The 11,900-nt window shown below is 60.7% G+C and carries 13 protein-coding genes; all 13 read right to left on the bottom strand.

What is annotated here, in order from left to right:
• Nucleotides 1–49: 49 nt before the first annotated feature.
• The 13 genes from P3T43_RS15660 to nuoI all read right to left on the bottom strand — a co-directional run bounded on the left by P3T43_RS15660 (nucleotide 50) and on the right by nuoI (nucleotide 11,892).
• A complete protein-coding gene (locus tag P3T43_RS15660) occupies nucleotides 50–514 on the bottom strand; it encodes a MaoC family dehydratase (RefSeq protein WP_429281952.1) in 465 nt (154 codons plus the stop codon).
• Nucleotides 511–969: a MaoC family dehydratase gene (locus P3T43_RS15665; RefSeq protein ID WP_429281953.1), complete on the bottom strand. Its 459-nt coding sequence runs from the start codon at nucleotides 967–969 to the stop codon at nucleotides 511–513. Before P3T43_RS15665 ends, P3T43_RS15660 begins: the two co-directional genes overlap by 4 nt.
• A gap of 33 nt (nucleotides 970–1,002) precedes the next feature.
• Complete coding sequence (locus tag P3T43_RS15670; RefSeq protein WP_429281954.1) at nucleotides 1,003–2,130, bottom strand: acyl-CoA dehydrogenase family protein; 1,128 nt, start codon at nucleotides 2,128–2,130, stop codon at nucleotides 1,003–1,005.
• 59 nt (nucleotides 2,131–2,189) lie between these two features.
• Nucleotides 2,190–3,386 carry an acyl-CoA dehydrogenase family protein gene (locus tag P3T43_RS15675; protein ID WP_429281955.1) on the bottom strand — a complete coding sequence of 399 codons (1,197 nt, stop codon included), beginning with the start codon at nucleotides 3,384–3,386 and terminating at the stop codon, nucleotides 2,190–2,192.
• 49 nt (nucleotides 3,387–3,435) lie between these two features.
• Complete coding sequence (locus P3T43_RS15680; protein ID WP_429281956.1) at nucleotides 3,436–3,861, bottom strand: DUF1178 family protein; 426 nt, start codon at nucleotides 3,859–3,861, stop codon at nucleotides 3,436–3,438.
• Nucleotides 3,862–4,195: 334 nt separating this feature from the next.
• Complete coding sequence (locus P3T43_RS15685; protein ID WP_429281957.1) at nucleotides 4,196–4,786, bottom strand: NUDIX domain-containing protein; 591 nt, start codon at nucleotides 4,784–4,786, stop codon at nucleotides 4,196–4,198.
• A gap of 41 nt (nucleotides 4,787–4,827) precedes the next feature.
• Nucleotides 4,828–5,124 carry a DUF2818 family protein gene (locus P3T43_RS15690; RefSeq protein ID WP_429281958.1) on the bottom strand — a complete coding sequence of 99 codons (297 nt, stop codon included), beginning with the start codon at nucleotides 5,122–5,124 and terminating at the stop codon, nucleotides 4,828–4,830.
• Nucleotides 5,124–6,596, bottom strand: a complete 1,473-nt coding sequence (gene nuoN / locus P3T43_RS15695; RefSeq protein WP_429281959.1) for an NADH-quinone oxidoreductase subunit NuoN — start codon at nucleotides 6,594–6,596, stop codon at nucleotides 5,124–5,126. The genes P3T43_RS15690 and nuoN overlap by 1 nt, the downstream gene beginning before the upstream one ends.
• Before the next feature lie 25 nt (nucleotides 6,597–6,621).
• A complete protein-coding gene (locus P3T43_RS15700; protein WP_429281960.1) occupies nucleotides 6,622–8,112 on the bottom strand; it encodes an NADH-quinone oxidoreductase subunit M in 1,491 nt (496 codons plus the stop codon).
• A gap of 19 nt (nucleotides 8,113–8,131) precedes the next feature.
• Nucleotides 8,132–10,204, bottom strand: a complete 2,073-nt coding sequence (nuoL, locus tag P3T43_RS15705) for an NADH-quinone oxidoreductase subunit L (RefSeq protein WP_429281961.1) — start codon at nucleotides 10,202–10,204, stop codon at nucleotides 8,132–8,134.
• 12 nt (nucleotides 10,205–10,216) lie between these two features.
• On the bottom strand, nucleotides 10,217–10,522 hold the full coding sequence (gene nuoK / locus P3T43_RS15710) for an NADH-quinone oxidoreductase subunit NuoK (protein ID WP_090687962.1): 306 nt from the start codon (nucleotides 10,520–10,522) through the stop codon (nucleotides 10,217–10,219).
• A gap of 20 nt (nucleotides 10,523–10,542) precedes the next feature.
• Nucleotides 10,543–11,247, bottom strand: coding sequence for an NADH-quinone oxidoreductase subunit J (locus P3T43_RS15715; RefSeq protein WP_429281962.1), 705 nt, complete (start codon nucleotides 11,245–11,247; stop codon nucleotides 10,543–10,545).
• A 156-nt stretch (nucleotides 11,248–11,403) separates the two neighbouring features.
• Nucleotides 11,404–11,892 (bottom strand): NADH-quinone oxidoreductase subunit NuoI, encoded by a 489-nt coding sequence (gene nuoI, locus P3T43_RS15720; RefSeq protein ID WP_429281963.1) that lies wholly within the window; start codon nucleotides 11,890–11,892, stop codon nucleotides 11,404–11,406.
• Between the last annotated feature and the right edge of the window lie 8 nt (nucleotides 11,893–11,900).

Raw genomic sequence — 11,900 nt, forward strand, 5'->3', positions numbered from 1 at the left:
TTGCCGTTGCTACGGTACGGCTAGCAATCCGTTTCGTATCCGTGCGTCACTAAAAGTAATGCCGCGTGATGAATTCCGCCACGCATACCGGCCGTTCACTCTCCTGCCGCTCAAGCGTCACGTTCCACACCACCTGCACGCCGGCATCATCCACATCGTCCACGCTCGCTACCGCGAAACGCGCGCGCACCTGTGAATCAACTGGCACGGGCGCCGTGAAGCGCACCCGGTTCAGACCATAGTTGACACCCATTCGTTGCTTGAGCGTCACCGTCTTGCCGAGCAAAGCTGGGATCAGCGACAACGTGAGAAAGCCATGCGCAATCGGGCCACCAAACGGCGACTCGCGCCGCGCCCGTTCCGGGTCGACGTGAATCCATTGATGATCGCCCGTTGCCGCGGCGAAACCGTTCACGCTTGGCTGATCGATCGTCAACCATTCGCTGACGAGCGGCTCGCCGCCCACCAGCGCCCGCAGTGCCTGCGCATCGAGCCCCACCGCGTCGCGCTTCATGCGCCCGCTCCGGGATGACGCAAACCGAACAGCCCCTTCGAGCGCACGGTAATGACCGTCTCGCCATGCTGGTTGATGCCGGCCCATTCGGTCGAGACGACGCCGCAGTCCGGCTTGCTCGACGACACACGTTTGTCGAGCACCGAGTTCGTCATGCGGATCGTGTCGCCGACCCGCACCGGCTTGAGCCAGCGGATATCGTCGATACCCGGCGAGCCCATCGAGGTCGACCCAGCCAGCGCGTTGCGCACCAGCAGCCCCATCAGCACCGAGCAGGTATGCCAGCCGCTCGCCACCAGGCCGCCGAAGGGCGAAGCGGCAGCCGCCGCGTCATCCACATGAAACGGCTGCGGATCGAACCGCTCGGCAAACTCGACGATTTCGTCACGCGTGAACGTATGTTCGCCACATTCGACGACCGAACCCACTTCCATATCTTCGAAACTCAATCCCATGGTGACACCTCGTTCGTTCGGGTAGCCGTGTGATCAGACTTCGGCGGTAGCAAAACCGGGCAGCGTGGCAAAACGCTCGAGATGATGATCCACATCACCCAGCGTGGTTTCGATGATTGCGAGACGCTTGAACAGATGCGCGGCCGCGACTTCGTTCGTCACGCCCATGCCGCCGTGCAACTGCACGGCCTGCTGACCGACGAAACGCGCCGCCTGGCCCACCCGCACCTTGGCGGCCGAAACCGCATGGCGCCGTTCGTCGGCATTGAGACTGGCGTAGCGCACTGCAGCGAGATAGGTCAGCGAGCGTGCCTGCTCGGCGTGGATCAGCATCTCGACCATCCGGTGCTGCAACGCCTGAAACCGGGCGATTGGCTGGCCGAACTGCTGACGCGTCTTTGTATATTCGGCGGTGGCGTGGTTCAGCGCGTCGAGCGCGCCGACTGCCTCAGCGCACAACAGCAGCGTGCCATAGTCCGCGATCTGTTCGAGCGCTGCCGCACCGGCGTGCTGGCCGCCCAGGCGCCGCCCTGCCGTCCCCTCGAACGACAGCGACGCCGCACGCTGGCCGTCGATCGTGCGGTAGTCTGTGACCTGGGTGCCGGCTGCATCGCGCGCCACGACAAACAACGCGATCTCACCGTTCAGCCGCGCGGGCACGATCCAGTGATCCGCCTGCGCACCATGCAGCACCACCGATTTCTTGCCGGACAGTGCGTAATGTTCGCCTTGCTGTGTTGCAGTGGTATCGACGGCGAACAGGTCGTAACGCGCGTGTGGCTCATGAAACGCCACTGCGAGCTTGATCTCACCTTGTGCCGCGCGTTCGAGCAACGCTGCGTCTTCGGCATGGCTCGCGCCTGCGATGCGCAAAGCCTCGATGCCGACCGCCGTCGCCCAATACGGCTCAACCACCAGCGCGCGACCGAGTTCCTGCATCACCACCAGCATGTCGACCGGCGTGCCGTTGAAGCCGCCCTGCTCTTCAGGCACCGGCAACGCGGTCAAGCCCAGTTCGGTGAACGCCGCCCAGTGCGTATCCGAAACACCGGCATCCGAGTAGACGATGCCCTGGCGCGCCTCGAAACCGTAGCTCTTGTCCAGATAACGGCGCAGTGCGTCGGCGAATTGCTGTTGTTCGTCGGTAAAAGTGAAGTCCATCGTTGTCTCCTGTCGATGGGAGTTAGCGCTTCAGCGCTGACTCCCATCCCATGCAAAGCTCAGAGTCCGAGAATCATCTGCGCGATGATGTTCTTTTGAATTTCGTTCGAGCCGCCGTAGATCGACGTCTTGCGGAAGTTGAAGTAGTACGCGGCCAGCGGCGCGGCGTCGTCATCGCCGGCAATGCTATGAGCGCGTTCGCCTTCGAGGAACGGTACGTCGAACGGCGCGGCCAGCGGACCGACGGCTTCGACCATCAGCTCAGTCAGACCCTGCTGGACTTCCGTGCCCTTGATTTTCAGCATCGACGCTTCCGGTCCCGGCCCGCGCCCGCCCGTCTCGTTGGCCACGACACGTTGCACCGTGACTTCGAGCGCCATCAATTCGATTTCGAGGCTCGCGACCTTGGCCGCGAAGACCGGGTCGTGCAGCAGCGGCTTGCCGTGTTTCGTCTGGGCGAGCGCGAGACGCTTAAGGAACACGAGTTCACGTTTGGATTGCCCGACACGCGCGATGCCGGTGCGCTCGTGACCCAGCAGATACTTGGCGTAGGTCCAGCCGCGATTTTCCTCGCCCACCAGATTCTCGACCGGCACCTTCACGTCCTCGAGAAACACCTCGTTGACTTCATGATCTTCGTCGAGCGTGATGATGGGGCGCACGGTGATGCCCGGCGTTTTCATATCGATCAGCAGGAACGAAATGCCCTCCTGCTTTTTCGCGCCGCTGTCCGTGCGTACGAGGCAGAACATCATGTCCGCGTGCTGACCCAGCGTTGTCCAGGTCTTCTGGCCGTTCACGACATAGTGATCACCGACCCGCTGGGCGCGTGTGCGCAGCGACGCCAGATCCGAGCCCGAGCCGGGTTCCGAATAGCCCTGGCACCACCAGTCCGTGCCGTCCAGAATGCGCGGCAGGTAGTGACGCTTCTGTGCCTCGTTGCCGTATTTCATCAGAACCGGCGCGACCATCGACACCCCGAACGGCAGCACCGAAGGCGCACCAAGACGCGCGCACTCTTCGTCCCAGATATGCCGTTGCGTGGCATCCCAGCCCGGACCGCCGTATTCGGTCGGCCAGGCGATCGCCGACCAGCCGCGCGTGCCGAGCAGCTTGTGCCAGTTCGCGAAGTCTTCGCGATTCAGACGCTTGTGGTTGAGTACTTTATCGCTCAGCTCGCGGGGCAGATTCGCCTCGAGCCAGGCGCGGATGTCGGCGCGGAACGCGTCGTCAGCGGGGGAGTAATCCAGATTCATGCGCAGTGTCTCCTGGCCGCCGCTATCCCGCCGCCAGTAAGCCACTGCGTTATTGCAGCGGTTCCTTCAAAGCGGCCGGAATCGGCAACGGCATCACTTCAATGCCTTCTTCGACCAAGGCTTTCGCATCTTCGGGTGTGGTGACACCGCGAATGTTGCGTGCAGGCGCTTCGTTGTAGTGAATGCGCCGTGCTTCCTCGGCGAAGCGGTCACCCACGTTCTCGGTCTTTTCCAGTACCTCGCGCAGCGCGCGCATGGCGCGCGCCTGCAATTCACCACTACCCGCAGAGGCTGGCGTTGCGCTCGCGCCGGACAGGTTCAACCGGGGCGCGGACGGCAAACGGCTCACTTCGGTCGCGCTGCAAACCGGACATTCGACCAGCTTGCGGGACAACTGCGACTCAAACTCTTCAGCAGAAGCAAACCAGCCTTCAAACCGATGGCCGTGCGGGCACTGTAAATCGAGGACCTTCATGTGGAATCAGGGCTTGCGTATGAGTTTAGCGCAAAATAGAAATTTTTGAACGGTCGTTCGTAAATTTTGCTGGGGGCGACTTTGGCACGCGACGCGGGCCATTTTCATGTCCGCAACAATCGAAGGTGCGTGCGCGATTCTAACCCGTTGCGCCGATACCCGCCGAAGCCGCTCAAGGCGCCTCAGCGCGGCCACAAGAGCACGATCTGACGGAGTCAGGTCAAAGCGCTATAAATGACCACGGCAGCCCGATAGGCTGCCGTGGTGGGTCATGCAGACACGACGCGATGGCGCGATGGCGCGCTAGCCACGCGCTGTATCACGCATGCAGCGTTCAGTTCGGCTCAGGTTCAGCGCTCGGCCATGTGCCCGACAGCACCTTCTCCAGCCAGAAGGTGCCGATGATGGTCTTCACGTCGGTGATCTTGCCGGTGCGCACCCACTCCGACACTTCCGGAACCGTTGCCGTGAACAACTCAAGAAACTCGCCTTCATCGAGCTTGCGCTCGCCGGAAGTCAGACCGCGCGCGAGGTAAATGTCGATAAATTCGGTGGAGTACGAAATGATCGGATGGATGCGCGTCAGATAGACGTATTCGCGCGCCGTATAACCCGTCTCTTCGTGCAGTTCGCGTTTCGCGCAAACGAGCGGATCTTCATTCGCGTCAAGCTTGCCGGCCGGGTACTCGTACATCACCTTGCCGATCGGATAGCGGTACTGGCATTCCAGCAGCACGCGGCCGTCGTCGAACAGCGGAATCACCATCACCGCGCCCGGATGTTTGACGTACTCACGCGTCGCGCTCTTGCCGTCCGGCAGGCGCACGGTATCGCACTTGAGCGTCAGGAACGGGCCCTGGTGGATCGTTTTGCTCTCGAGACAGGTTTCGGTGAGCGCTGCGTCGTGATCGGGAAGTTCAGCCATGTGCAACCTCAGGACAGCGTGGTGCGCGACGGCTTGAGCCGTCAGCGCCGTTTGACGAGATATTGGAAGGTGAAGCCGGGAAACGCAAACACCAGAAACAGACTGAACGTGATTGCGTAGAACTGCCAGCCCTGCTCGAAGCGGTTACCCGCGCGAGCCTCGAGCATGAAACCGAACGCGCCCACCGCGAAATACAGCACGATCAGCTCGGCGATACGCAGCCACGCGCTCTTCTTCACCGCCTTGAGCGGCATGACGGCGAAGAGGCGTTGATTCAGGAACGGTACGTTGGCGCCCGCAAGCGCCAACAACACAATAAACCAGCCAGCAGCCGACATCAGAGCGTGAGCGTATGGGTGATCGCCTGCAGGCAAGCACTCAACAGATGCCCCGGCACGATACCGAGCACCAGCACGGCGACACCGTTCACCGCCAGCAGCGCGCGCTTGCCGAAGTCGCCCGCGATCGGATTGGTGTCGAGCGGGTCGTCGAAGTACATGAGCTTGACGATACGCAGGTAGTAGAACGCGCCGAACAGCGAGGTGATCACGGCCAGCACGGCGAGCCACGTGAGACCTGCATTCATGGTCGCCTGCAGCACTGCGAGCTTGGCATAGAAGCCCACTGCCGGCGGCACGCCTGCGAGCGAGAACATCATGATCATCATCACGAACGCAAACACCGGGCTGCGCTGATTCAGGCCCTTGAAGTCGTCGAGCGTTTCGGCTTCGAAATCGCGGCGCGCCAGCAGCATGACGATGCCGAAAGTGCCGAGCGTCGTCACCAGGTAGATGATGCTGTAGAACATGGCCGAACCGTAGGCGCTCACCGCCATGCTGGTCTTGCCGTCCACCACGCCGGAAACCAGACCGAGCAGCACGAAGCCCATGTTCGAGATGGCGGAGTACGCCAGCATCCGCTTGACGTTGCGTTGCACGATACCGGTGATGTTGCCGACGATCAGCGACAGCGCCGCGAAGATCACCAGCATTTCCTGCCAGTCGACGGCCAGCGGCAACAGACCCATCACGAGGAAGCGCAAACCCCACGCGAACGCCGCGACCTTCGGGCCACCGCCCGTGAGCAGCGTCATGGCGGTCGGCGCGCCCTGGTACACGTCAGGCACCCACATGTGGAACGGCACCGCGCCCATCTTGAACGCCACACCCGCCACGATGAAGATCACGCCGAACAGCAGCACGACGTCGTTGATGCGGCCCGATGCCACCGCCTTGAACACTTCGTTCAGGTCCAGCGAACCCGTTGCGCCGTAAAGCATCGAAATACCGTACAGCAGGAAACCGGAAGCCAGCGCACCCAGCACGTAGTACTTCATGGCCGCTTCGTTCGACTGGGCCACGTCGCGACGCAGCGCAATCACCGCATACAGCGACAGCGACATCAGTTCCAGACCGAGGTACAAGGTCAGGAAGTTGTTGCCGGAGATCATCACCAACTGGCCGAGCAGCGAGAACATGCCAAGCAGGAAGAAGTCGCCGCGGAACATATCGCGATCTTCCAGATACTTGCGCGAGTAGACGATCGACACGGCGTAACCGAGCGATACGACCGCCTTCATCACGCTGCCGAAGGCGTCCACCACGTACATGTGCCCGAAGAAGTAATGCGTCTGTGGGTCGGCCGCGTTGACCGCGAACCAGACGCCGGCAATCAGCGACGAGAGCAGTGCGATCAGGTACGTGGTGCGGCGGGCGGCCTGACCGAAGAACGTGTCGTTGAGCCACGCGAGAACGACAGCGAACATCAACAACGCGTCGGGCGCGAGAGCAGTCATAGGTGCGTTTTGCATGATCTTTTAATTCCTCCGCTCTGCGTTACTGTGGCAACGGCAGTTTCGATTGCGCAACGTGGGAGAGGAGGTTTTCCACGGATACGTGCATCACATCGGTAAAGGGCTTCGGATACAGGCCCATGAACAGCGTCAATGCGGCCAGCACGAGCAGCATGAAGAACTCGCGATGGTTGATATCGAGCAGTTTCTTCACGTGGTCGTTTGCCACCGCGCCAAAGTACACGCGCTTGTACATCCACAGCGTGTAGGCCGCGCCCAGAATCAGCGTGACCGCAGCGCCGCCTGCAATCCAGAAGTTGTACTGAACCGCAGCCAGAATCACCATGAATTCGCCCACGAATCCGGAGGTGCCCGGCAGGCCGCAGTTGGCCATGGCAAACAGCATCACCAGCGCCGCGAACTTCGGCATGGTGTTGACGACACCGCCGTAATCGGAAATCTGACGCGAGTGCATCCGGTCATACAGCACGCCGATACACAGGAACATCGCCCCCGACACAAAACCGTGCGAGATCATCTGCACGATCGCGCCTTCCGCGCCGAGCTGGTTGAAGATGAAGAAGCCGAGCGTGACGAAGCCCATGTGCGCGATCGACGAATACGCGACCAGCTTCTTCATGTCGACCTGCACCATCGCGACCAGACCGATATAGATGACCGCGATCAGCGACAGCGTAATGATGACCGGCGCGAGGAAGTGACTTGCGTCCGGCGTGATGGGCAGCGAAAAGCGCAGGAAACCGTACGCTCCGAGCTTCAGCATGATCGCGGCCAGCACCACCGAACCGCCGGTAGGCGCCTCGACGTGCGCGTCAGGCAGCCACGTGTGGACCGGCCACATCGGCACTTTCACCGCGAATGCAAGGAAGAACGCTATGAAGAGCAGCACCTGCGGGGTCATGCCGAGCTTCGCGGTCTGCCACGTCGCCAGGTCGAAGGTGCCCGTCTGCGTGTACAGATACAGCAACGCGACCAGCATCAGCAGTGAGCCCATCAACGTGTACAGGAAGAACTTGAACGCCGCATACACGCGGTTCGGGCCGCCCCACACCCCGATGATGATGTACATCGGGATCAGCGTTGCTTCGAAGAACACGTAAAACAGCATCCCGTCCGCCGCGCTGAACACGCCGACCATGATGCCCGACAGGATCAGGAACGAGGCGAAATACTGGGCCACGTTCTTCGTAATGACTTGCCACCCTGCAATGACGACAATCACGGTGATCAACGCGGTCAACACTACGAACCACATCGAAATGCCATCGACACCGAGGTGATACGTAATGCTGAAGCGCTCGATCCAGGTCGCCTTTTCGACGAACTGCAGATCGGCCGTGCTCGGATCGAAGCTCGTGAACAGCGGAATCGTAACGATAAAGCTGAGAACCGAACCGATCAGCGCCAGCCAACGAGCCGGACCGGGATTTTTGTCAGAACCGATAGCAAGGACCAGGAGGCCGAATAAAACCGGCAACCAGATCGCGATACTTAAAATCGGATACGTTTGCATTGTGTGGTGTCCCCTAGCCTTATTTGCCGCCGAGCGTTACAAACAGGGTCAGGAGCCCCAGCATGCCAATAATCATGGCAAACGCGTAGTGGTAGATGTAACCCGATTGGAGGAAACGGATCACGCCGGCAAACCAGCCGATAAAGCGGGCACTGCCGTTGACGATACCGTCGATGACCACCACGTCGCCTTCCTTCCACAGACCGCGGCCGATCGCCACTGCGCCGCGTGCAAACACGACCTCGTTGATCTTGTCGAGGTAGTACTTGTTATCGAGCAGCGTGTAGATTGGGCCAAATGCACGGCGAACGACCGCCGGCAGGTCCGGACGCTTCAGGTACAGGAACCACGAGACCACGATACCGGCTAGTGCCAGCCAGACCGGCAGACCCGAAACCGAGTGCAGACCCATCAGCGCCCAACCCTGGAATTCTTCGGCCATTTCGGCCACGGCCGGGTGGTTCGCGCCGATGTAGATCACCTTGTCGAACACGACGCCGTGCGCGAAGAAGTCGCCGAACAGCAGCGGACCGATGGCGATCGCACCGATGATGACCGACGGAATCGCCAGCAGCACCAGCGGCACCCACACCACCCACGGGCTTTCGTGCGGCTCGTGCGCGTGACCGTGATCGTCGTGGCCGTGACTGCCGTGACCATGTTCATGGTCGTCATGCGCGTGCGCCGCGGCTTCGATCGCCATCGGCGATTCCGGATGCTTCGGCTTGCGGAAGCGCTCCTCACCGTGGAAGACCATGAAGTACATACGGAACGAGTACAGCGCCGTGACGAACACGCTCGCCACCACGGCGAAGTAAGCGAAGCCCGAACCCGGCAGATGTGACAGCTTCACTGCGTCGATGATCGAGTCTTTCGAGTAGAAACCCGAGAAGAACGGTGTGCCGATCAGCGCCAGCGAACCGACCAGCGAAGTGATCCACGTGATCGGCATGTACTTGCGCAGGCCGCCCATATTGCGCATGTCCTGGTCGTGGTGCATACCCATGATCACCGAACCCGCGCCGAGGAACAGCAGCGCCTTGAAGAACGCGTGCGTCATCAGGTGGAACATGGCAACCGGGTAAGCCGAGACGCCGAGGGCGACCGTCATGTAACCGAGCTGCGACAGCGTGGAATACGCCACCACCCGCTTGATGTCGTTCTGGACGATCCCGAGGAAGCCCATGAACAGTGCGGTAATGGCGCCGATGATCGTGACGAACGACAGCGCCGCGTCCGAAAGCTCGAACAGCGGCGACATGCGCGTGACCATGAAAATACCGGCCGTCACCATGGTTGCCGCGTGAATCAGCGCGGAGATCGGCGTCGGGCCTTCCATCGAATCCGGCAACCAGACGTGCAGCGGGAACTGTGCCGACTTACCCATGGCGCCGATGAAGAGGCAAATACAGGCAACCGTCAGCAGGCCCCAGCTGGTGCCCGGGAAGTTCAGCGCCGCCAGCTCGTGGCTCTTCGCGAAGATGTCGCCGTAGTTCAGCGAACCGGCGTACGCGAGCAGCAGGCCAATGCCCAGCAGAAAACCGAAGTCACCGATCCGGTTCACGATGAACGCCTTCATGTTCGCGTAAATCGCGCTTTCGCGGGTGAAGTAGAAGCCGATCAGCAGGTACGACACCAGACCCACCGCTTCCCAGCCGAAGAACAGCTGCAGCAGGTTGTTGGCCATCACGAGCATCAGCATCGAGAACGTGAACAGCGCGATGTACGAGAAGAAGCGCTGGTAGCCGTCGTCTTCGGCCATGTAGCCGATCGTGTAGATGTGCACCATCAGCGAGACGAAGGTCACGACGACCATCATCAGCGCCGTGAGCGAGTCGACGAGGAAGCCGATTTCGAATTTCAGCTTGCCGACCGACATCCATTCGTAGATCGTCGCGTTGAAGCTCGCGCCGTTCATCACGTCGAAGAAGACGATGGCCGAAAGGATGAAGGAAATCGCGACGCCGAGGATCGTGACCGTATGGGCCCCTGCGCGCCCGACTGCCTTGCCGAAAAGTCCGGCAATCAGAGAGCCGGCCAGTGGTGCAAGCGGAACTGCCAGCAACAGGTTTTCGTTGAGTGTGGTTGACATGTGTTGCCCCAATTAACCTTTGAGCTGATCGAGATCCTCGACATTGATCGTGTCGAGACTACGGAACAGGGTCACCAGAATCGCCAGCCCGATTGCCGCTTCCGCTGCTGCAACCGTCAGCACGAAGAAGACGAAGATCTGGCCATGGACGTCGCCGAGATAGTGCGAAAACGCGACGAAATTGGTGTTCACCGCCAGCAGCATCAGCTCGATGGCCATCAGGATAATGATGACGTTGCGGCGGTTCAGGAAGATGCCCACGACGCTGATCGAAAACAGGATCGCGCCGAGCACAAGGTAATGAGCAAGGGTCAGCATAATTTTTCTCCTGTCTCCTCTCAGCTATTTTTAGCAGTTGCAGGATCCGCAGCCGCGGCGGCCGCTGCTGCGGCAGCCGCTGCTGCTTCTTCCGCCGCGATCGTAGCCGCGGTCTTTTCCGAAGGCATCTTCACCACGCGCACGCGGTCTTGCGCGCGCACCTTGACCTGATCGCTCACGTTCTGACGCTTGCTGTCTTTCGCGTGGCGCGTGGTCAGCGCGATGGCGGCGATGATCGCCACCAGCAGCACCAGACCCGCCACTTCGAACGCGAAGATGTAGTCGGTGTAGATCACTTTGCCGATCAGGCGCGTATTCGACCAGCCCGCCATGGCGCTACCGGCTGCCACCGTGGTGTCGCGCAGCGGCGTGATGGTCGCGCCGAAGCCGTGCCACAGGATCAGCGCGGTTTCGATCACAATGATCGCACCGACGATCGTGGCCATTGGCACGAAGCGTTTGAAGTCGCGTCGCAGCACGTCGATGTTGATGTCCAGCATCATCACCACGAACAGGAATAGCACCATCACCGCGCCGACATACACCAGCACCAGCAGGATCGCGAGGAACTCCGCCTGCAGCAGCATCCAGATAGCAGCCGCGTTGAAGAACGCGAGCACCAGAAACAGCGCGGACGCCACCGGGTTGCGGGCAGTGATCACCTTCAGCCCTGACACAACCAGGAGCAGAGCGAAGATGTAGAACAGTACGGTCGTGAATTCCATGATTACCGGTTCATCGTTAGGCCATCGTCAGGCATTGTTCTTTGACGCAAACGCGCCACGCTACAGCGGTGAAGCAGCAGCCTACGGCCTGACTGCAGGCCGGCACAACGTGTTACGTCAAACAAAAGCGTTGCAGCGCGCTTCGCAACGCGCATTTCACCGATACGGCGCATCCGCTGCCTTGTTCGCAGCGATTTCCGTTTCGTAGCGATCGCCCACGGCCAGCAGCATGTCCTTCGTGAAATACAGGTCGCCGCGCTTTTCGCCGTGATATTCGAGAATGTGCGTCTCGACGATCGAATCGACCGGGCAGCTCTCTTCGCAGAAACCGCAGAAGATGCACTTGGTCAGGTCGATGTCGTACCGCGTCGTGCGACGGGTGTTATCCGCGCGCGTTTCGGATTCGATCGTGATGGCCAGTGCCGGACACACTGCTTCGCACAGCTTGCATGCGATGCACCGCTCTTCACCGTTTTCATAACGGCGCAGTGCGTGCAGGCCGCGGAAACGCGGCGACATCGGGGTCTTCTCTTCCGGGAATTGCACCGTGATCTTGCGCTGGAACGTATAACGTCCGGTCAGCGCGAGACCTTTGAGCAGTTCCGTCAGGAAGAAAGTCTTGAAGAAGTTTTGAATTGCGGTCATAGGTTCGT

It is taken from the genome of Paraburkholderia sp. GAS41 (genome assembly GCF_050436545.1).
In the GTDB taxonomy this organism is placed as follows: Bacteria; Pseudomonadota; Gammaproteobacteria; order Burkholderiales; family Burkholderiaceae; genus Paraburkholderia.

Coding starts and splice junctions, on each gene's coding strand:
- P3T43_RS15660 (WP_429281952.1), bottom strand. CDS start 514: ATGAAGCGCGACGCGGTGGGGCTCGATGCGCAGGCACTGCGGGCGCTG.
- P3T43_RS15665 (WP_429281953.1), bottom strand. CDS start 969: ATGGGATTGAGTTTCGAAGATATGGAAGTGGGTTCGGTCGTCGAATGT.
- P3T43_RS15675 (WP_429281955.1), bottom strand. CDS start 3,386: ATGAATCTGGATTACTCCCCCGCTGACGACGCGTTCCGCGCCGACATC.
- P3T43_RS15690 (WP_429281958.1), bottom strand. CDS start 5,124: ATGTCGGCTGCTGGCTGGTTTATTGTGTTGTTGGCGCTTGCGGGCGCC.
- nuoL (WP_429281961.1), bottom strand. CDS start 10,204: ATGTCAACCACACTCAACGAAAACCTGTTGCTGGCAGTTCCGCTTGCA.
- nuoI (WP_429281963.1), bottom strand. CDS start 11,892: ATGACCGCAATTCAAAACTTCTTCAAGACTTTCTTCCTGACGGAACTG.
- P3T43_RS15700 (WP_429281960.1), bottom strand. CDS start 8,112: ATGCAAACGTATCCGATTTTAAGTATCGCGATCTGGTTGCCGGTTTTA.
- nuoK (WP_090687962.1), bottom strand. CDS start 10,522: ATGCTGACCCTTGCTCATTACCTTGTGCTCGGCGCGATCCTGTTTTCG.
- P3T43_RS15670 (WP_429281954.1), bottom strand. CDS start 2,130: ATGGACTTCACTTTTACCGACGAACAACAGCAATTCGCCGACGCACTG.
- P3T43_RS15715 (WP_429281962.1), bottom strand. CDS start 11,247: ATGGAATTCACGACCGTACTGTTCTACATCTTCGCTCTGCTCCTGGTT.
- nuoN (WP_429281959.1), bottom strand. CDS start 6,596: ATGCAAAACGCACCTATGACTGCTCTCGCGCCCGACGCGTTGTTGATG.
- P3T43_RS15680 (WP_429281956.1), bottom strand. CDS start 3,861: ATGAAGGTCCTCGATTTACAGTGCCCGCACGGCCATCGGTTTGAAGGC.
- P3T43_RS15685 (WP_429281957.1), bottom strand. CDS start 4,786: ATGGCTGAACTTCCCGATCACGACGCAGCGCTCACCGAAACCTGTCTC.